Origin of the sequence: Plantactinospora sp. ZYX-F-223, from assembly GCF_039649625.1 — a bacterium.
GTDB lineage: Bacteria > Actinomycetota > Actinomycetes > Mycobacteriales > Micromonosporaceae > Plantactinospora.
Genome location: NZ_JBDJAV010000046.1, coordinates 54,085 through 72,854, shown reverse-complemented (window position 1 = coordinate 72,854; position 18,770 = coordinate 54,085). Strand labels below are relative to the sequence as shown.

Sequence of the window (18,770 nt, the reverse complement as noted above, 5' to 3'; positions counted from 1 at the left end):
TCTCAGAGCGCGTTCGGACCGGCGGGCGGGTCAGGGGCGTAGAACTGGGTGGTGTTGGCGACCATCGTCGCCACCGCGTCCGGGTGGTCGCCGCCGGCCACCGTCGCCGCACCCCACGCGTTGCTGCTCAACGTCATGAACTCCCGGGCCTCCCGGGACTCGCCCCAGGCGTTCGGGTCGGCGATGGCGCCGCCGCCCAGATAGAGGCCGAGGCCGAGCAGGGCCAGGTCCCAGCCGACGCCGACCGCGCCGGGGCCGTACTCGGTCCACCGCTCCGGGTCGATCACCGCGACGTGTTCCAGTTCGAGTACGGCCCGCTCGGTGCCGTCGCCGGGGGAGAGTCGTACCTCGACCTCGCTGAACCCGCCCTCGACCGGCTCGCCGAAGACCCAGGTGAGCCTGAGCAGCCGGGGCGGCTCACAGCGGATGATCTCGCCGCCCGCGTTTCCCTCGAGCTGGTACCGCCCGCCGAGCGTGAGGTCGCCGCTGACCGGCAGGAACCAGCGGGGCAGCCGTTCGGGGTTGGTGACCGCGTCCCAGAGGTCGTCCACCGAGGTGTCGTAGCTCCGGCGGAGCAGGACGGTCCGGGCCTCGCCGGCCGGTGTCTCGGCCCGGCCGACCGTCCGGTGGATCGCATTGATCTCGTCGACGATGTCCACCATCACTCCCTCACGCTGGCCTTCGGGGCGGAACGGGTGGCAGCGTATCAGGAGCAACTTATATAAGTGCAGCGCTGTGTGAGATCGGCGTGGCTGCCGCGCACCCCGCGGCGGCCCGCTCGGTGCCGGCCCGCCTACCGCACCCCGACCACGAAGTCGGCGGACCGGCTGACACCGCGATAGCTGACCGTCGCGGTGATCGTGGCGACCCCGGTCGACACCGCCCGGATGCCACCCGACGGATCCACCGACACCACCCGCTGGCGGTTGCTGCGGTACCGCACGGTCGCGCCGGCCGGCAGCGGGGTGCTGGCACCCTCGGCGCGGTAGCCGTACCGGGTGTCGTCGGTCATCGCTACCGTCAGCTTCGGGGAGAGGCCGGTGCCGGGGGAGACCAGCGTCGGCGCGGTCGCGGTGACGACCGACAACGCCGGGCGCAGGGTGCCCCGGACGGTCACCACCGCCCGCAGCCGGGGGTCGGTGTCCGCGCTGGACCGGCCGACCTGGAAGGCGTACGCCCCCGGGTCGACCACGTACCGGCCGGCGCGCTCGTCGAAGAAGGCGAGGTCGGCGACGCGTACCCGGAACTCCACCCGCCTGGTCTGCTTCGGGCGCAGTGAGACCTTCTCGAAGCCGGCCAGCCGCTTGGCCGGGCGTTCCCGGCCGGCCGGTGCGCCCGGCGTGGCGACGTAGAGCTGGACCACCTCGGCACCCGGCACCCGACCGGTGTTGGTGACGTCCACGCCGACCCGGACGGTGCCGTTCGGCTCCACCGTCCGGCGGTCCACCCGCAGCCTGGAGTAGCCGAACCCGCTGTAGCCGAGGCCGTGGCCGAACGGGTACGTCACCTCGCCGTCGAAGTACATGTAGGTCCGCCCGGGGCGCGCGTCCCCGCCCCGGATCGCGTAGTCGTCGATCGGCGGGAGCTGTCCGGCGTCCCGGTACCAGGTGAACGGCAGGTGCCCGCTCGGGTTGCGCGCCCCGAGCAGTACGTCGGCCAGCGCCTCGCCCTTGCGCTGCCCGTTGTACGAACTCCACAGGATCGCCGGCACCGCGCCCTCGAAACCGGCCACGTCCACCTGGCCGACGGTCTCCAGGTAGACGACGGTGTTCGGGTTGCGGGCCGCCACCTGGCTGATCAGGGACGCCTGCGCGCCGGGCAGCGCCAGGGTGCGCCGGTCGACGTCCTCCCGGGAGTGCCGTTCGTCGGTGCCGGCGTACACGATCACCGTGTCGTAGTCGGCGGCGGCCGCCACCGACGCCGGGTCCACCTCGGCCAGGCTCTCCCCGGTGACTCCGGGCAGGTGGTCGACGACCGCGCCCGGGTTGATCCGTCGGATCGCCGCCCTGAGCCCCTGGTAACCGTTGACCTCGTTGGCCTGCCCGGCACTGGCCTGGATGCTGGAGTAGCCGCCGAGGTACATGCTCGGCGGGTTGGCGTAGTGCCCGAGCACCGCCACCCGGTACGGCCCGGACGCCGGCACCCGCAGCGGCAGCAGCGCGGCCCGGCCGGCACCGGCGCGGGTCTTCGGTGCCTGGTTCTTCAGCAGCACGATGCTCTCCGCGCCGACCTCGCGGGCCATCGCCAGCCGGGCCGGGGTCTGGGTGACCGCGGCGTTGGCGTCCGAGTTGGTCCAGATGCCCGGTGCGACCCGGGACCGGGCGGCGGTCACCCACGGTACGTCCTCCGGCCGGTCGAACTCGCCGAGCCGGATCCGGGTGGTCAGCAGCCGGACCAGCGAGGCGTCGACGTGCTCCTCGGTGTAGCGGCCGTACGGGGTGTCGATGCCCCGGGCGATCGCCTCCGGGATGGTGTTGGCGTAGCTCCACTCGTCGTGGTAGCCCTGCTGGCAGTTCAGGTCCTCGCCGGCCGCGTTGGCCCAGGCGTGCCGTTCGACGTGGTCGAGTGGGGCCGGGTGGCCCGGCGGCTGCCAGCGGTGGCCGTGCTGGATCTCCCGGATCGAGTCGCAGTCCGAGGTGAAGAAGCCGTCGAACCCGAAGGTCTGCCGGGCCAGCTCGTCCATCAGATAGCCGCTGGCCGAGGTCGGCACCCCGTTGACCCGGTTGTACGAGGTCATGATGGATGCCGGTGAGCTGCGCTCGACCACCTCCCGGAACTGCGCGGTGTAGTACTCGCGCAGCGTCCGGTCGTCCATGTCGGCGGTGCCGCGCAGCCGGTCGAACTCGCTGTTGTTCGCCGCGTAGTGCTTGAGCGTGGTGCTGGTCTTCAGGTATCCGCCGCTTTCGCGCAGCAGCCGGCCGGTGGGGTCCTTGCCCTCCATCCCGTTCACGAACTGCGCGGCGAGGGCGGCGGTGAGCAGCGGGTCCTCGCTGAACGCCTCGTCGTTGCGGCCCCAGCGCGGATCGCGGGCCAGGTTGATGGTGGGGGAGTAGAAGTTCAGGTCGAGCCGGTTGTCCCGGACCACCTCGCGGGCCTCGTCCGAGATCAGCGTCGCCTCCCGGTAGACCAGGTCCGGGTTCCAGGTGGCGCCGAGCGACAGGTCGACCGGATAGGAGGTGGTGTTGACCAGGATCGGCGGGTTGGCGTTGTGCAGGGTGCCCTCCCGGGCGACGCCGTGCGCGGCCTCGTTCCACCAGCCGTACGCGGCGATGCCGAGCCGGGGCAGCGCCGCCGACTGGCTGCTGACCAGCTGGGCGGCCTTCTCCGCCAGCGTCATCCGGGAGACGAGGTCGACGGCCCGCTCCGGCGGCGAGTAGGACCGGTCCAGGTAGATGGCCCGGCCGTCGCCGCTGGTCCCGGTCGGAACCGCCGCCTCCGGCTCCGCCGCACATCCGCTGCCGCTGACCAGTACGACGGCCACCACCGTCGCCATCCAGGCACGCGCTCGCATCCCGCCATCCCCCTCTGCCGGTCCGGTGGACCCCGGGCGAACGTAGGGCTTATATCGATGGACGTCAAGATGGCTGTCGGTAGTGGTCTGCCCTGAGCTGCGCCGTCGGCTGACCGTGCCGAGCGAATCGGTGCCGCTGTCTGCTAGTCCTTCGAAACCTCGACGATGAGGTGGCTGGTGCCTGGCACTGGATGAGTGCCAGGCACCAGCGCGTCAGGCAGCGCCGCGACCGCCTCCGCTGGAAGATCCACTTCCAGCAGGCCGTCGCCTGGTCGGCGGATGGCGAAGACCTCCGCGCCCAGCAACACGACGCGAGTGCCGTTGCCGTCCAGAAGCAATTCGCGGCCGTGTGGCAGTCGGTCGCGCACCGCTTGGGCCACCGTGGCGGCGGTGACGTTCTTGAACCGCAGCCGGACCGTGTCGTTCTCGGTGGCCCACCCGAAGCCAGCGACCATGAGCAGCCCGGTCGACGAGCCGTCGCGGGCCCGCCCGGTTTCGATCTCGGCCCGTACCGCTGGATCGTCTGTCAGCGACGGCCGGTCCAGATCGGTGACCAGCAGCGGCTGCCGTTCGGCGAGCAGGCTGAGCACACCGTCGGTGTCCCACTGCCGAACTGCCGCGTACTCATCGCTGGTCAGGCCCACCACCTGCAGGAATTGCACTCGGCCGTGCGGAGTGGCGATCGTGCCCAGTTCCGGGTCCTCGGCGAAGGCTAGCGCGGTCAGCGCTGTCTCGTACTCTTGCCGGAGGGGTCCGTTCGCGTTCATGTGATGGCCCGGCTCGAACCAGTTGCCGCTGGAGAACACGTAGCGGGCGAGGTTCTGCAGCAGGTTCGCCGCCCACATCGGTGGTTCGGCGTCACCGGTGTCGCGGGCGACCCGGAAGGTGAACTCGAAGCCCCAGCCCGACTCGTCGGGGTTGTCGGACTCCTTGGCGTACAGCTCGCTCATGCCATAGCCGACGATGTGCCAGTGCGGCATCGGCTCGTCACGGGAGTAGAAGCTGATGCCATCGAGCGGGTCAGGCCCGCCCAGCGCGAATCGGTGCAGCGTGCCGTAGTGCTTCGGCTCGACATTGGGGTACAGCTCGGCGAGCCGGGCGTCGATCGCGTCCCAACCAGGGGCATCGGAGGTCATTGGAGGATCAGAGCATGCCGGTCCGGGCGCTGCGCGCCGGACCACCCAGGTGAGTCAGCACAGCGACACGGGGCCTTCTCGCTGAGTGGTCAGTCACGGCAGGATCTCGACGTACCCGTCGGTTCCGTGCACGCGGATCCGCTGCCCATCGAGGATCAGCCGGGTGGCGTCTACCACACCGACGACGGCCGGCAGTCCGTACTCGCGTGCGATCACCGCGCCGTGCGTCATCAATCCTCCGACCTCCGTCACCAAGCCTGCGATGGCGACAAAGAGGGGCGTCCAGCTCGGGTCCGTGTGAGTCGTGACGAGGATGTCGCCCGGTTCGAGATCGGCCCGTGCCATGTCCAGGATGACGCGGGCCCGCCCTTCGACGGTCCCGGCGGAGACCGGTAGGCCGATCAACGCGCCGGCCGGCAGATCGTCGCGCCGGTACGCTCCGGCGATGACCTCGCCCTCCGAGGTGAGCACCCGGGGCGGCGTGAGCGCCTGATACGACCTGAAGTCGTCCTTGCGCCGGCCGATGAGCTGGTCATCCACCCGGTTCGTGCGTACGACGTCGTGGAGCTCCTCGAACGTGAGGTAGAAGATGTCCTCCTTCTCCCGAAGTACGTGGGCCCGCACGAGGCGCTCGGCTTCCTCCAGCAACGCCTTCTTGTACACGAAGTACCGGCTCACCATGCCGTACTTCGGATACTCCCGGTACCCGATGAAGGTCCGGACCCGGTCGATCATCTGCTTCGTCTCTTCGGCCTTGCGCTCCCCGTCCGGCAGGGCCCGCAAGCGCTCCAGCAGCTCCTGCTCCTTCTCCCATGCCTCCTGCCGCCCCTGTGCGAAGCGCCGATCGCCGGCTCCCGGCGGGAAGTTCCTGATATTGCCGAGGATCAGGGGCACGAGCGTGGAGGGGCGTTCGCTCCACCGCGGCCGCGTGATGTCGATCTCGCCGACGCAGCGCATGCCGTACTTGTCGAGCCAGCCCTCGATGGCGTCTCGCGCTTCCCGCCCGCCCGCGAGCGTGGGCAGCTCGTCCAGGAAACCCTCGTCCTCGACCTGCTGCAGAAACGCCACCACGTCCGGATGCGGGCGGATCACGTCAGCGACGCCCAGCAGCGCCAGCCCCATCTCCGACGTGACGTTGTGGGGCACGGACTGGGTGAGCGTGTCCGCCGCGTTCTTCTCGCCCAGCAATGCCTCCAGCCGCTCGTTGAGCCACCACGTGGCCTCCATCGCCGACATGAACACCTGATGGCTCTGCGGATCGAACAAGATCCGCCTCAGCTCCTGGATGTCCGCCCGGATGAAGTCGAGCAGCGCCTCTCCGGACTTCGTCCGGATGTCGCGTTCCGAGGCGGCGATGGATACCTCGCTGCGCCGGATCAGCTCGGTGACGATGGCCGGATCGGTCTCGATCGGGGCTGGTGGCGCGCCGCCCAACAGTGGCCCCGGGGGATCCTCGTCGGGAAGCGGCCGGATGAAGCCGTCGCGCTCAAGGATGGTCCGCAGCGCGTCGCCGGTCAGTGGATCGGATTTACCCGCCATCTCCAGGAGGCCGGCGCGGGTCGTCGGCGAGGCCAGCCTTTGCGTGACGTCGACGAAAAGGCGGCCGCCGGCCTCGGCCATGGGGGCGGGGGTCGTCAACTGCCAGAAGGAGAGCCCGAGGGGCTTCATGGGGTCGGTCATCATCTGCTGATGGCCGACGGAGAGGTAGACGTGGTTCTCCCGGTCGCCGGACTCGGGGATGGGGAACAGCGTGGTGATCGGCCGGCTCTGGACGATCTGGAAGCCATCGTCGACCAGGCACCATTCGATGTCCTGGGGGCGGCCGAAGTGCGCCTCGATCCGCCGGCCGAGCCGCACGAGCCGCACGACCTGCGCATCCGTCAGCGCCGGCTGGTCCTGCCGCTCCGGGTCGATCGCCTGTTCCCGCGTACCGCCCGCTGGCGAGGCGTGGATGGCGAGCTGCTTGGCGCCGATCGCCTTGGCGACGACCTCGCCGTCGCGCACCTTGTAGACGTCCGGGTTCACCAGGCCGGAGACCAGGGCCTCGCCGAGGCCGAAGCTGGCCTCCACGGAGGCGACCTTCCGGTGGGACGTGATGGGGTCGGCGGTGAACAGGATGCCGGCCGCCTGCGGGAAGACCATCTGCTGCACGACCACGGCCATCTGGACCGAACGGTGGTCGATGCTGTTGCGCTGGCGGTAGGTCACGGCCCGCTCGGTGAACAGCGAGGCCCAGCACCGGCTGATGTGCTGGAGGATCGCCTCTCGGCCCACGACGTTCAGGTACGTGTCCTGCTGGCCGGCGAAGGAGGCCGTCGGCAGGTCCTCTGCGGTCGCGCTGGATCGGACGGCGTAGGCGGCTTCCTCGCCGAACTGGGCGAGAGCGCGGGTGATCGCCGCCGCGAGATCGCCCGGGATGGCGATCTCTTCGATGGTCCGGCGGATCTCCGCGCTGAGCATCCGGATCGCCTCCCGGTCGTCCGGGTTCAGACGCGACAGTTGATCGAGCCGATCGTCGATCGAGGGCGCTTCCGCCATGATTCGCCGGTAGGCCTCCGTCGTCAGGCAAAAGCCAGCCGGCACGCGGATGCCGTCGATCCGCGACAGCCCACCCAGGTGCGCGCCCTTGCCGCCAGCGACCGCGACCTGCGTCTCGTCGACCTCTTGCAGGCCCAACACGTACCGCTCACTCATCGTGATACCTCCGGGCAGCCGCTCCGTTGCCGTCCCTCTGACGAGTCGGCCGGCCATTCCGCCCAGTCGGGCGGCGCGCACAGCCGCACCTCCGCGCCGGGCGCCCGCAACCGCACCGCCGGTCCCACCAGCGGTCCGACGTCACCGCGTCCCCCATCGGTCCACCACAACACACGCACGTCGTGCCCCCGTGTCTTCGTCCGTTCCTGGTCCGGCCGACGATTCTGCAACGCGACCCGGGTCTTGCGGCAATCCCCCCAGCCTGCTATAGGTTAAAAGTGGCAAGGAGTCAGATCTCCTTGCCTTGCTTTTTTGGTCGTCCGCTGCGGACTGACACCCTTCTGCGGACACCCTTCTCGCCGCCGGACGCGTCCGCTCGGTGACTGACCGGCGCGATCGGCGTACCTCGACTATTCCTTGACCAGACCGCAGCGGTGCGCGAGGTCCAGTGCGTCGGGCAGTTCGCCGTGCCGGGCCAGCAGCATCGCGGCGCGGCCGGCCGCCCGCCGCGCACTTTCGGCGTCTGGTGCCGCGTCGAGCATGGCGGCGAGTAGGCCGGAGTCGCCGACCTGCTCGGCGAAGCGGGCGATGGCGACGACCTGGCGGCGGCTGCTGGTGGGCACGGCTGCCAGCGCGTCCGGTACGACAGTGCGAGCCTCGGCGTCGAGGGTTGGCAGCAGCGCCTCGGCGAGCGACCAGTAGCCTTCGCGCAACGCGCCGGCCACCAGACGGGTGAACAGCTCGCGATCCCGTGCCAGCAGTCCGGTGCGGCTGGCCAGCCGGGCCAGCACCAGGCTCAGCCGCGAGTCGGGTCGGCCGGTGGCAGCCTGCGCGTACACCGGGTCGAGCGCGGTGGGGTCGCCCGTCTCGACAAGCGCGGCGCCGAGCCCGGCGTCGGCCAGCAGCGCCCACGGCATGTTCCGCAGGCGGGCCCGCAGCCGCGGTACGTGCACGTCGACGATCTCGGTGCGTAGCTGCTCGTCGGCCAGGGCATACCCGAGCGGTACGACGTCCGCGACGACGGCGGCCAACTCCTGAGGGATGACCCCGGGGCCGGCCAGGATGTCCAGCACGGCGCGGAGCCGCTCCGGGGTTGCCGCCGCGCGCCGGCCGTCGAGCCAGCGCAACACCTCAAGGGCAAGTGGGCCCGGCCCGTATCCCGACACCCGGCAGTCCCGCATCCGGCTCAGCACGGCAAGCGCGTCGTCGACTCGCTCCAGTGCCAGGAACAGCCGGGCGAATCGGTGCTGGTAGATCATCTGTACGTCGCGCTCGCGGCCTCCCTTCGGGCACTTCCGGAACGCGGCCACCAGCGCCTTCGCCCGCGCCGGGGTGAGCCCGGGCGTCGCCAGGGTCAGCAGCGCGCGCTGCTGCTGACTCGGGTCGAGCCGGGTGGCCAGCGTGAGCGCGTCGTCGAACCGGTCCGCCGCGACGAACGCGGCGACGAGCCGCTCACCGTCGATCTCCCGGACGGCTCCACAGCGCCGGTCAACCTCGGCGAGGCCGAGCGGCCCCCACAGGACGGCTGCCGCAGCGAGGCAGGGCCGGTCGTCCCCGTCCAGCAGCGCCGACCAGCGGTCGAGATGCTCGGGCTCGCCGACGTACGCCTCGGCCAGCGCCGCGAACACCGCCGAGATACGCGCGGCCCTGAAGTGGGCCCACATCTTGTCCTCGTCCGGCCGGATCACCAGCACGGCCCGAAGCAGAGCCGCCTCCGCGTCGGGGTTGCCGGCCACGAGGCGGGCCAGCGTCCCGGCGACCGCGTGCTCGGGACCGCTGCGTCCACTTTCGAACGAGCGGTACGGGTGCTCGCCGTCGAGTGCGGCGGCCACCACCTGCACGGCCCGCTCGCCGGTGAGGATTCGAGGCGCCGCTTCGGCGAACTCCCTCGGTAGCCAGCCGTCCAGGCACGCCACCAATTCCTCGGCGGCACCGGCGTGGTCGCCGCCGTCGAACCGGGCCACTGCCCACCCGATCCGATCAGCCGGGTCCACCCTCCACCCCGACGGCACTGCTTCGAAGCGTGCGAGGGCGGATCGGGCCCGGTCGGCGAGGTTGGTAGAGATGCTCACGTCGACTGGCACCCGGCGACCTTACCCAAGTCGGAGCATCCGCACGGTCCAGGACTGTTCGCCAGGACGAGCACCCGGCGGGCCAGTAAGGGAACCGCCACGACAGCGGAGGAGGGGCCCTCAGCGCCAAAGCTGAGGGCCCCTCGTCGCGTCCGCGTACCCGACTGCCTACTGGGTCAGCTCGGCGACCTGCTCGGCGGTGAGCCGGCCCCGGGACTCGTCCGGCGCGGGCGCCGCGAGCGTGCCCCGGGCGGCCCGGGCGTCCGCCGCCGGGGCCGGCGGATCGGCCGGCCGGCGCCAGTGCCAGTCGGTGACCTCCTGGTACGCGGCCACGACCGAGAGCAGCCGCTCCTCCCCGTACGGCAGGCCGCCGAGGATGGTGCCGATCGGTACCCCGGCCGAGGTGAACCCGATCGGGAAGCCGATCTCCGGCAGCCCGAGGATGTCGAACGGCACCGGACCGGTCTGCACCACCACGTCGCAGACGTCGAAGAGCTGGTCCAGCACCCGTTCCAGGAAGAGCAGCTTGGCCCGCTGTCCGGTGAGGAACTCGTTGCCGCCGAGCAGCGCCCCCTGCAACCAGCTCGTCACCGAGACTCCGAAGCCGCGCAGGTCGGTCCGGAGGTACGGCATGAACGGCTCGCTGCGCTCCGGCAGCCGGATGTTGTTGAAGGTGTTGCCGCCGAGCCGGTCCCACTCCTGCGGCAGGGTCACGTCCACCAGGGTCACGCCGGAGATCTTCGCCAGCTCGGCCAGGAACGCCTGCCGGGCCAGCGCGGTCGCCGAGGTGCCGGTGGCGTAGCCGGGGAGTACCCCGATCCGGGTCTTCCAGCGCAGCTTGACCCGGCTGCCGGCGTACACCGGAGTGGCCGCCTCGATCAGCCGGGGGACCGGCGGCAGGCCCTGGCTGCGCGGGTCGGCCGGGTCCTCGCCGGCCATCGCGGTCAGCATGATCGCGGCGTCCCTGGCGTCCCGGGCCAGCGGGCCGGGATGGTCCCGGGTGTAGCTGAGCGGGATGATGCCGTTGCCCGAGACCCGGCCCATGGTCGGCTTGAGACCGGTCAGGTTCTGCGCGTTCGACGGCGCGGTGATCGAGCCGCCGGTCTGGGTGCCGGTGCCGGCGGTGGCCAGCCGCCCGGCGACCGCCGTGGCGGTACCGGTCGACGAGCCGCCCGGGTCGGTGCCCGGGTTGGTCGGGGTCCAGGCGTTGACCGTGGTGACGATTCCGGCTGGCGTGGTGGCCCGGGTGGTGGCCAGCGGACCCATCTGGGTCTTGCCGAGCACGATCGCCCCGCTCGCCTTGAGCCGGGCCACCGCCGTCGCGTCGAACGGCGGCACGAAGTCCCGGAACAGGTAGGAGTTGGCGGTGGTCGGCACCCCGGCGGTGTAGTAGTTGTCCTTGATCGCCAGCGGGATGCCGTGCAGGGCGCCGGAGTGCCGCTGCCGGCCGGCGGCCCGGGCGGCGGCCAGCGCCGCGTCCGCGAGCACCAGGTTGAACGCCTGGTACGTCCGGTCGTACGCCCCGATCCGCGTCAGGTACGCCTCGACCAGCTCCTCCGGGCTGAGCCGGCCGGCCCGGATCAGCCAGGCCGCCTCGGCGACGGTCAGTTCGGTCGGGTCGGCCAGCGCCTCCGGCCGGGGCCGCCGGTACGCCTCCGGCCGGTCCAGCGCCGGGTTCGGCCTGCCGGTGCCGCCGCCGTGCCCGGCCGGGCCGGTGGCATCGGGGGAGAAGGCGCCGGCCACCCGGGGCAGCGCGACGGCACCGCCGACCGTTCCGGCGGCGGCCAGCGCGGCGGCCCGGGCCAGGAAGGCGCGCCGGTCGACGGCCCGGTCCTGGGGCGCGAAGTTCTCGGGCATCAGCGCCGCCATTCCGTGCTGATCGAGGGGTAGAGCATCGGGGCCGCCTGCTGGGACAGTGCCTTGGCGAGCGCCGGGTCGGTGCCGGCCGGGGCCGGCAACTGGTACGCGGCCAGTTCCGCCACGGTGCCCCGGACGAACGAGCGCAGCGAGGCGAGTACGGAGTCCCGACCGGGCGATCCGGTCTCCGGGTCGGCGACGGTGCCCGGTGGCAGTTGATCGAGGTCGATGCCCAGGCTGGCCAGTCGGGCCCGGATCAGGGTGTTGAGTTCGGCGTCGGTGGGCGGGGTCGGTGCCATGGCGCTCCTCGCGACGATCGGTGCGACTCTGACGGTGATGCGTCGACCGGGCGGTCCGGTGCTGGTCGTCATTGTTTCGACCGGGAGTCCCGGGTGGTCGGCCACCAGCGGCGCCAGATCTTGATCAACTACATCGAGCCTGACTGTCCGGCCGGACGGTATCGGGGTGATAACGGCAAGATCACGCCACGGTGAACTGGCGGCCGGCGGCGTAGACTTTCTGCTCGGGCGCCGCAGGTCGCCCGCGCACGGACCCGGACCAACGCCAGCCGGGAGCACGGCGGTGGCGCGGCAGTGGCGCGGCGGGAGTAGGCTCGGCGCCGCGCGGTCGCTGACGCCCGCCAACGACGTCCCGGTGTGACGACCCGCCGGTCACCTGACAGCCGCGAGACGTTGGTCAAGACTTCGGCATCCCGAGGGTCCGGCGGGCCGATCCGAGAGAGAGACTAGCCTGATGGCCGTGACACGCCGCGCGAAGATCGTCTGCACGCTTGGTCCCGCGACCTCCTCACCGGAGCGCATCCGCGGACTCGTCGAGGCGGGCATGGACGTAGCCCGGCTGAACTTCAGCCACGGCAGCCATGCCGACCACGAGCAGGTCTACCACCTGGTCCGCGAGGCCGCCCGGACCACCGGTCGGGCCGTCGCGGTCCTCGCCGACCTCCAGGGCCCCAAGATCCGGCTCGGCCGGTTCGCCGACGGCCCGCACGAGTGGCGTACCGGCGACTCGGTGGTGATCACCGGGGACGCCGTCCTCGGCACCCGGGACCGGGTCTCCTGCACCTACGAGAAGCTGCCGGCCGAGGTGAAGCCGGGTGACCGGCTGCTGATCGACGACGGCCGGGTGGCGGTCGAGGTCAGCGAGGTGCAGGGCAACGACATCCGGGTGCTGGTCACCGAGGGTGGCGCGGTTTCCAACAACAAGGGCGTCTCGCTGCCCAACGTCGCGGTCAGCGTGCCGGCGATGTCGGACAAGGACACCGAGGACCTGCGCTTCGCGCTCGGGCTCGGCGTCGACATGGTGGCGATGTCCTTCGTCCGCTCGCCCGACGACATCAAGCTGGCGCACAACATCATGCACGAGGTCGGGGTGCACCGGCCGGTGATGGCGAAGGTGGAGAAGCCCGAGGCGGTGACCCACCTGGAGGCGATCGTCAACGCCTTCGACGGCATCATGGTGGCCCGCGGCGACCTCGGCGTCGAGCTGCCGCTCGACCAGGTGCCGCTGGTGCAGAAGCGGGCCGTGCAGCTCTGCCGGGAGAACGCCAAGCCGGTCATCGTGGCCACCCAGATGCTCGACTCCATGATCGAGAATTCCCGGCCGACCCGCGCCGAGGCGTCCGACGTCGCCAACGCGGTGCTGGACGGCGCCGACGCGGTGATGCTCTCCGGCGAGACCAGCGTCGGTAAGTACCCGGTGCTCACGGTCAGCACGATGGCCAAGATCGTCACCACCACCGAGTCCGGGTCGATCGGCGTGCCCCGGCTCCAGCACGACCCGCGTACCCACGGTGGGGCGCTGACCGTCGCCGCCTCGCAGATCGCCAAGGCGATCGGCGCCAAGGCGCTGGTCGCGTTCTCGCAGACCGGTGACACCGTGCGGCGGCTCTCCCGGCTGCACTGCGACCTGCCGCTGCTCGCTTTCACCCCGGTGCCCGAGGTCCGCGACCTGCTCGCCCTCTCCTGGGGCGTGCAGACCTTCCTGATGCCGTTCGTGCAGCACACCGACGACATGTTCCGGCAGGTCGACCAGGCGCTGATCGGGCTCAGCCACGCCAACCCGGGCGACTACGTGGTGATTGTCGCCGGTACCCCGTCCGGCACCCCCGGCTCGACCAACACGCTGCGGGTGCACCAGCTCGGTTCGCTGGTCGACCCGGCGACGGTGGCGCGGACCGGGCAGTGAGTCCGGACGGCCCCGGCGAGGTGGTCGTCGGGCAGGCGGCGGTCGACCAGTTGCTGGACGTACTCGATCTCCGCCAGCTCGACGAGATGACCTTCCGGGGGATGAGCCCTCCGGTCGGCCCGCAACGGGTCTACGGCGGCCAGGTCGCCGGCCAGGCACTGGTCGCGGCCGGCCGGACGGTCGATCCGGGCCGGTTCGTGCACTCCCTGCACGGCTACTTCGTCCGGCCCGGCGACCCGGCCGAGCCGATCGAATACCAGGTGGAGAACATCCGGGACGGCCGCTCCTTCTCGGTACGCCGCTCGGTCGCGCTCCAGCACGGCAAGCCGATCTTCTTCATGTCGGCCTCCTTCCACCACCAGGAGGAGGGGCTCGACCACCACGCCCCGGCGCCGGTCGACGTGCCGGCGCCGGAGGCGCTGCCGACCATGGCCGACCGGCTGGCCCGCTATCCGGAGCGGCTCGGCATCTGGGCGATGATCCCCCGCCCGATCGACGTCCGCTACGTCGGCGAGCCCGGCTGGGTACGCCCCGGCGACCGGCCCGCCGACCCGCACCAGCGGGTCTGGATGCGGATCGACGGCAAGCTGCCGGACGATCCGCTGCTGCACGCCTGCGCGCTCACCTTCGCCTCCGACCTGACCCTGCTCGACTCGGTCCTCTCGGTGCACGGCGAGGTGTGGGGGCCGGGCGGGCTGGTCGGGGCAAGCCTCGACCACGCGCTCTGGTTCCACCGCCGGTTCCGGGCCGACGAGTGGTTCCTCTACGACTGCTGGAGCCCGTCCGCCTCGGGCGGCCGGGGGCTCGCCACCGGCCGGATGTTCACGGTCGACGGCCGGCAGATCGCCAGCGCGGTACAGGAAGGGCTGCTCCGCCGGGTCGGCGCCTGACCGGGGCGGTTAACCTTCCCACATGCGTCTCTCTGCCCGGGTCGACTACGCGCTGCGCGCCGTTGCCGAAATCGCCGCACGCGCGGAGGAGGGCGGGCTGGATCCGCGTCCGGTGGCCACTGGCCGGTCCCGCCCCGCCGCCCGGGCCGCCGACGCCGGGCCGAACCGGCGTCCGACGCCGCTGACCGCCGAGCAGATCGCCCGGGCCCAGGACATCCCGCCGAAGTTCCTGGAGAGCATCCTGCTGCAACTGCGCCGGGGTGGCATCGTGCACGCCCAGCGTGGCCCCGAGGGTGGCTACTGGCTGGCCCGCCCGGCGCCGGAGATCTCGCTGGCCGAGATCATCCGGGTGATCGACGGCCCGCTGGCCAACATCCGGGGGCAGCGCCCGGAGGATCTCGGCTACGCCGGCGCGGCGCGGGCCCTCCAGGAGGTCTGGATCGCGCTGCGGGCCAGCGAGCGGGAGATCCTGGAGTTGGTCACCATCGCCGACGTGGCGAACGGCAAGCTGCCGGACCGGGTCCGGGACCTCGCCGCCGACCCGGCCGCCTGGACCTGACCGGCCGGATCGTCCCACCAGCCGCCCTCGGTGCCGAAGCGCCGAGATAATGGACTTGAGTCTCCAGCGGCTGGAAGGTTGATGCTCGTCCCGTGAACGACCGCACCGAGCTGTTCACCATCGGACAGCTCGCCCGACGCACCGGCCTGCCGGTCCGGACCATCCGTTTCTGGTCGGACGTCGACGTCATCCCGCCGACCGGCCGGTCCGCGGGTGGCTACCGGCTGTACGACACCGAGGCGGTGGCTCGGCTGGAGCTGGTCCGGACCCTGCGCGAACTCGGGCTCGACCTCGGGACGGTGCAGCGGATCCTGGAGCGGCAGAGCACCCTGGCCGAGGTAGCGAGGGCGCACGTACGCGCCCTGGACACCGAGATCCGCGCGCTCCAGTTGCGCCGGGCCGTGCTGCGGTCGATCGCCCGACGGAACAGCACGACCGAGGAGATGAGCGTGATGAACAAGCTGGCCCGGCTCTCCGCACAGGAGCGGCAGCGGATGATCGACGACTTCGTGGACCGTACCTTCGCCGGCGTCGACCCGGACGAGCCCGGGGCGAAGATCGCCGAGGCGATGCGGCAGCTCCCGGCCGAGCTGCCCGACGATCCCAGCCCGGAGCAGGTGGACGCCTGGCTCGAACTCGCCGAGCTGGTCGGCGACCCGGAGTTCGCGCAGCGGGCCCGGCAGATGGCGGTGGCCGGCGCGCAGCCAGCCGGCGACCGGGCGGCCGCGCCGCCGCCGTACGACCCGACGGTGGTGATCGAGCAGGTCGGTCGGGCGATGGCGGACGGGATCGCCCCGGACTCGGCGCAGGGCCGGGCGGTGCTGGACCGGATCGTGGATCCCGGCGTACCGGCCGACGAGCGGGTCCGGGTCGCCGACGAGGTGGAGACCTTCACCGACCGCCGGGTCGAGCGGTACTGGGAGTTGCTGGGCGTGCTCAACGGCCGGCCGCCGTTCCCGCCCCGGGTGCCGATGTTCGAGTGGTTCATCGCCGCACTGCGCGCCTCCGCCTGAACCGCGCTGGGCGCCTGAGGCTGAACCGCGCTGGGCGCCTCCGGCTGAACCCTTCCGGGCGCGTGCCGGGCGGCGGTCCGTAGCTTCGCCGACCGCCGCCCGGTGCGGCTCAACCCCGCCGGTCCGGCAGCGCCGCCGCGATCTCGCCGATCAGCCGCCAGGTCTGCGCCACGTGCTCCTCCCGGGTGTACGGCGAACCCGGCACCAGCCGCAGCGTGTAGCGGCCGTCCACCCGGGTGTGCGTCAGGTACGCCCGGCCGGTGGCGTTCACCCGGGCCAGCAGTTCGGCGTTCGCCCCGTCGTCGGCGGCACCGTCGGATGTGGACCGCAGCCGGAAGCAGACCAGCGCGAACGGGCTCGGCGCGACCAGCTCGAACCGCTGGTCGGCCCGGACCCGGTCGGCGAACCGCTCGGCCAGCGCGATGCTGTCCCGGATGTGCGCGCGCAGGCCCTCGGCGCCGTACCAGCGGAGCACGAACCAGAGTTTCAGGGCCCGGAACCGCCGCCCGAGCGGCACCTGCCAGTCGCGGTAGTCGAGCACCTCACCGGACTCGGTCGCCGCATTGCGGAGGTACTCCGGCAGCACGGTCAGCGCCTCGACCAGTTCCGCCCGGTCCGCCACCCAGAACGCGTCGCAGTCGAAGCCGGTGAGTAGCCACTTGTGCGGGTCGAAGCAGTACGAGTCGGCGTACTCCAGCCCGGCGTGGGTGTGCCGCAGTTCCGGGCAGACCGCGGCGGCTCCGGCGTACGCGGCGTCGACGTGCAGCCAGAGGCCGTACTCCCGGCACAGCTCTCCGATCGCCGGGATCGGGTCGACCGCGTTGGTGGAGGTGGTGCCGATCGTCGCCACCACCGCCGCCGGAACCAGCCCGGCCGCCAGATCCGCCTCGATCGCGGTACGCAGCGCCGCCGGATCCATCGCCAGGGTCTCCGGGTCGACCCCGACCGTACGCAGCCCCGCGTCGCCGAGTCCGGCGATCCGGACCGCCTTCTCGATCGCCGAGTGCCCCTGGCTGGAGGCATAGACCCGGTACGCCCGCTCCACCCCGTGCCCCCGCCACCGCCCGGCACCGGCCCGGTGCAGCGCGGCCAGTACGGCGATCAGGATGGCCGAGGAGGCCGAGTCCTGGATCACGCCGCCGCCGGAGCCGCTGGACCGGAACCGTGCCGGCAGGTCGAGCAGTTCCGCCAGCCAGTCCAGCACCACCGTCTCGACCTCGGTGCAGGCCGGGCTGGTGGACCAGAGCATGCCCTGCACGCCGAGGCCGGCGCAGACCAGGTCGCCCAGCACGCTCGGGCCGGAGGTGTTCGCCGGGAAGTAGCCGAAGAACCGCGGATGCTGCCAGTGGGTGAGGCCGGGCGTGATCACCGTGTCCAGGTCGGCGAGGAGCCGGTCGAACGGCTCACCCCGCTCGGGTGGGCCGGGCGGCAGCCGGGCGGCGACCGTGCCGGGCGGATCGGCGGAGGTGACCGGCCGCTGGTCCAGTGTGGACCAGTAGTCGGCGATCCAGTCGACGACCTGGTACCCGTGTCGCCGGAACTCGTCCGGGGTCATGTGGTTGGCCATGTCCCCGAGTCGACCAGCCCGGCCGTTGCCGATCAAGAACCGTTGCCGATCAAGAAACCGGGTGGCAGGAATCGTGCGGCGGGAGCCGTGCGGCAGGGGACCTTGCGGCAGGGGACCTTGCGGCAGGGGAGCCGGTCGGCGTGCTCAGGCGGCCGGCGAGCCGGTGGGTACCCGACCGGACCGGACCGGGCCCGGCGGCGGCGCGGCCGCCGTGCTGGCCCGGACGGTCAGCCGGGGTGGCAGCAGGGTGCCCTCCGGGACCGGCTCGCCCTCCAGCTTGCGCATCAGCAGCGACACCGCCTGCCGGCCCACCTCCTCGGCCGGGATCAGCACCGAGGTCAGCGCCGGACTGGCCCGCTCGGCGACCTCGTCCGGGCAGATCGCCACCACCGAGATCTCCTCCGGCACCCGCCGGCCCAGCGTCGGCAGCGCGGCGAGCACCTGGCCGACCGCCGCCTCGTTGTGCACCACCAGCGCCGACAGGTCCGGCGTTCGGGCCAGCAGCCCGGCCACCTCCTGGACGACCGCCTCGAAGTTCTCCTCACACGGCTGGGCGATCGCCGCGATCCCGTGCCGCTGCGCGGTCTCGGCGAACCCGGCCCGGGTGCGGTGGGCGAAACCGGTGTCCCGGTCGTAGACCACCGCGGGGGCGCCGAGCAGCGCGATCGTGCGGTGGCCGAGCCCGGCCAGGTGCTCGACACAGACCTGACCGGCGCGATAGAAGTCCAGGTCCACGCAGGTGAGTCCGGACGGGTCGGCCGGAAAGCCGATCAGTACGCTGGGCCGTTCCAGGTCGCGCAGCAGCGGCACCCGGGGGTCGTGCATCTCGACGTCCATCAGCACGATGCCGTCGACCATCGCGCTGGCGGCGATCCGGCGCAGCCCGGCCGGGCCCTCGTCGGCGGTCATCAGCAGGACGTCGTGGTCGAACTGCCGGGCCGTGGTCACCACGGCGGTGGCGAACTGCATGAGCACCGGCAGGTGCATGCCGGAGCGCAGCGGCAGCACCAGGGCGATCACGTTGGCCCGCTTGCTGGCCAGCGCCCGGGCCCCGGCGTTCGGGTGGTAGCCGAGGCCGCGCACGCTGGCCAGTACCCGCTCCCGGGTGGACGCCGAGATGGCGCGCTTGCCGCTGAGCACGTACGACACGGTGCTGACCGCGACCCCGGCGTGCCGGGCGACGTCGGCGATGGTCACCATGTCCGCACGCTTGGCGGAGCCTCCGCTGGACTGCCCGGGCGTCGGTCGCGAGGTGGGGCGCGACGA

The 18,770-nt window shown here is 72.0% G+C and carries 13 protein-coding genes; 4 read left to right on the top strand and 9 right to left on the bottom strand.

All coding sequences use genetic code 11. The features are described from left to right. Nucleotides 1-2 precede the first annotated feature (2 nt). From AAH979_RS34235 to AAH979_RS34205, 7 genes are all read right to left on the bottom strand, one after another. On the bottom strand, nucleotides 3-659 hold the full coding sequence (locus AAH979_RS34235) for an SRPBCC family protein (RefSeq protein WP_346262273.1): 657 nt from the start codon (nucleotides 657-659) through the stop codon (nucleotides 3-5). Nucleotides 660-793: 134 nt separating this feature from the next. Next, nucleotides 794-3,511 (bottom strand): glycoside hydrolase family 3 C-terminal domain-containing protein, encoded by a 2,718-nt coding sequence (locus tag AAH979_RS34230; RefSeq protein ID WP_346262272.1) that lies wholly within the window; start codon nucleotides 3,509-3,511, stop codon nucleotides 794-796. Between the two features lie 143 nt (nucleotides 3,512-3,654). Next, nucleotides 3,655-4,647 (bottom strand): suppressor of fused domain protein, encoded by a 993-nt coding sequence (locus tag AAH979_RS34225; protein ID WP_346262271.1) that lies wholly within the window; start codon nucleotides 4,645-4,647, stop codon nucleotides 3,655-3,657. A gap of 93 nt (nucleotides 4,648-4,740) precedes the next feature. Beyond that, nucleotides 4,741-7,341, bottom strand: coding sequence for a rifamycin-inactivating phosphotransferase (gene rph, locus AAH979_RS34220; RefSeq protein ID WP_346262270.1), 2,601 nt, complete (start codon nucleotides 7,339-7,341; stop codon nucleotides 4,741-4,743). A 410-nt stretch (nucleotides 7,342-7,751) separates the two neighbouring features. After that, complete coding sequence (locus AAH979_RS34215) at nucleotides 7,752-9,335, bottom strand: hypothetical protein (RefSeq protein WP_346262269.1); 1,584 nt, start codon at nucleotides 9,333-9,335, stop codon at nucleotides 7,752-7,754. Nucleotides 9,336-9,581: 246 nt separating this feature from the next. After that, complete coding sequence (locus AAH979_RS34210; RefSeq protein ID WP_346262268.1) at nucleotides 9,582-11,270, bottom strand: amidase; 1,689 nt, start codon at nucleotides 11,268-11,270, stop codon at nucleotides 9,582-9,584. Next, entirely contained in the window at nucleotides 11,270-11,569 is a 300-nt protein-coding gene (locus AAH979_RS34205) for a hypothetical protein (RefSeq protein ID WP_346262267.1), read from the bottom strand. The genes AAH979_RS34210 and AAH979_RS34205 overlap by 1 nt, the downstream gene beginning before the upstream one ends. 454 nt (nucleotides 11,570-12,023) lie before the next feature. Between AAH979_RS34205 and pyk the strand changes: the two genes are divergently transcribed. The 4 genes from pyk (at nucleotide 12,024) to AAH979_RS34185 (ending at nucleotide 15,937) form a co-directional block, all read left to right on the top strand. Beyond that, nucleotides 12,024-13,475 (top strand): pyruvate kinase, encoded by a 1,452-nt coding sequence (gene pyk / locus AAH979_RS34200; RefSeq protein ID WP_346262266.1) that lies wholly within the window; start codon nucleotides 12,024-12,026, stop codon nucleotides 13,473-13,475. Between the two features lie 20 nt (nucleotides 13,476-13,495). Next, the gene (locus AAH979_RS34195; RefSeq protein ID WP_346262275.1) at nucleotides 13,496-14,365 is read left to right on the top strand and encodes an acyl-CoA thioesterase II; all 870 of its coding nucleotides are present in this window, start codon (nucleotides 13,496-13,498) and stop codon (nucleotides 14,363-14,365) included. A gap of 22 nt (nucleotides 14,366-14,387) precedes the next feature. Next, a complete protein-coding gene (locus AAH979_RS34190) occupies nucleotides 14,388-14,924 on the top strand; it encodes an Rrf2 family transcriptional regulator (RefSeq protein WP_346262265.1) in 537 nt (178 codons plus the stop codon). A 92-nt stretch (nucleotides 14,925-15,016) separates the two neighbouring features. Continuing rightward, nucleotides 15,017-15,937 (top strand): MerR family transcriptional regulator, encoded by a 921-nt coding sequence (locus AAH979_RS34185; protein WP_346262264.1) that lies wholly within the window; start codon nucleotides 15,017-15,019, stop codon nucleotides 15,935-15,937. Nucleotides 15,938-16,046: 109 nt separating this feature from the next. On the opposite strand, the gene AAH979_RS34180 is transcribed toward AAH979_RS34185, so the two are convergent. Together AAH979_RS34180 and AAH979_RS34175 are read right to left on the bottom strand one after the other, a co-directional pair. Further along, nucleotides 16,047-17,504: a pyridoxal-dependent decarboxylase gene (locus tag AAH979_RS34180; protein ID WP_346262263.1), complete on the bottom strand. Its 1,458-nt coding sequence runs from the start codon at nucleotides 17,502-17,504 to the stop codon at nucleotides 16,047-16,049. Nucleotides 17,505-17,648: 144 nt separating this feature from the next. Then, complete coding sequence (locus AAH979_RS34175; protein ID WP_346262262.1) at nucleotides 17,649-18,704, bottom strand: LacI family DNA-binding transcriptional regulator; 1,056 nt, start codon at nucleotides 18,702-18,704, stop codon at nucleotides 17,649-17,651. Nucleotides 18,705-18,770: the final 66 nt, after the last annotated feature.

Coding starts and splice junctions, on each gene's coding strand:
- AAH979_RS34210 (WP_346262268.1), bottom strand. CDS start 11,270: ATGCCCGAGAACTTCGCGCCCCAGGACCGGGCCGTCGACCGGCGCGCC.
- AAH979_RS34175 (WP_346262262.1), bottom strand. CDS start 18,704: ATGGTGACCATCGCCGACGTCGCCCGGCACGCCGGGGTCGCGGTCAGC.
- AAH979_RS34205 (WP_346262267.1), bottom strand. CDS start 11,569: ATGGCACCGACCCCGCCCACCGACGCCGAACTCAACACCCTGATCCGG.
- pyk (WP_346262266.1), top strand. CDS start 12,024: ATGGCCGTGACACGCCGCGCGAAGATCGTCTGCACGCTTGGTCCCGCG.
- AAH979_RS34180 (WP_346262263.1), bottom strand. CDS start 17,504: ATGGCCAACCACATGACCCCGGACGAGTTCCGGCGACACGGGTACCAG.
- rph (WP_346262270.1), bottom strand. CDS start 7,341: ATGAGTGAGCGGTACGTGTTGGGCCTGCAAGAGGTCGACGAGACGCAG.
- AAH979_RS34230 (WP_346262272.1), bottom strand. CDS start 3,511: ATGCGAGCGCGTGCCTGGATGGCGACGGTGGTGGCCGTCGTACTGGTC.
- AAH979_RS34190 (WP_346262265.1), top strand. CDS start 14,388: ATGCGTCTCTCTGCCCGGGTCGACTACGCGCTGCGCGCCGTTGCCGAA.
- AAH979_RS34225 (WP_346262271.1), bottom strand. CDS start 4,647: ATGACCTCCGATGCCCCTGGTTGGGACGCGATCGACGCCCGGCTCGCC.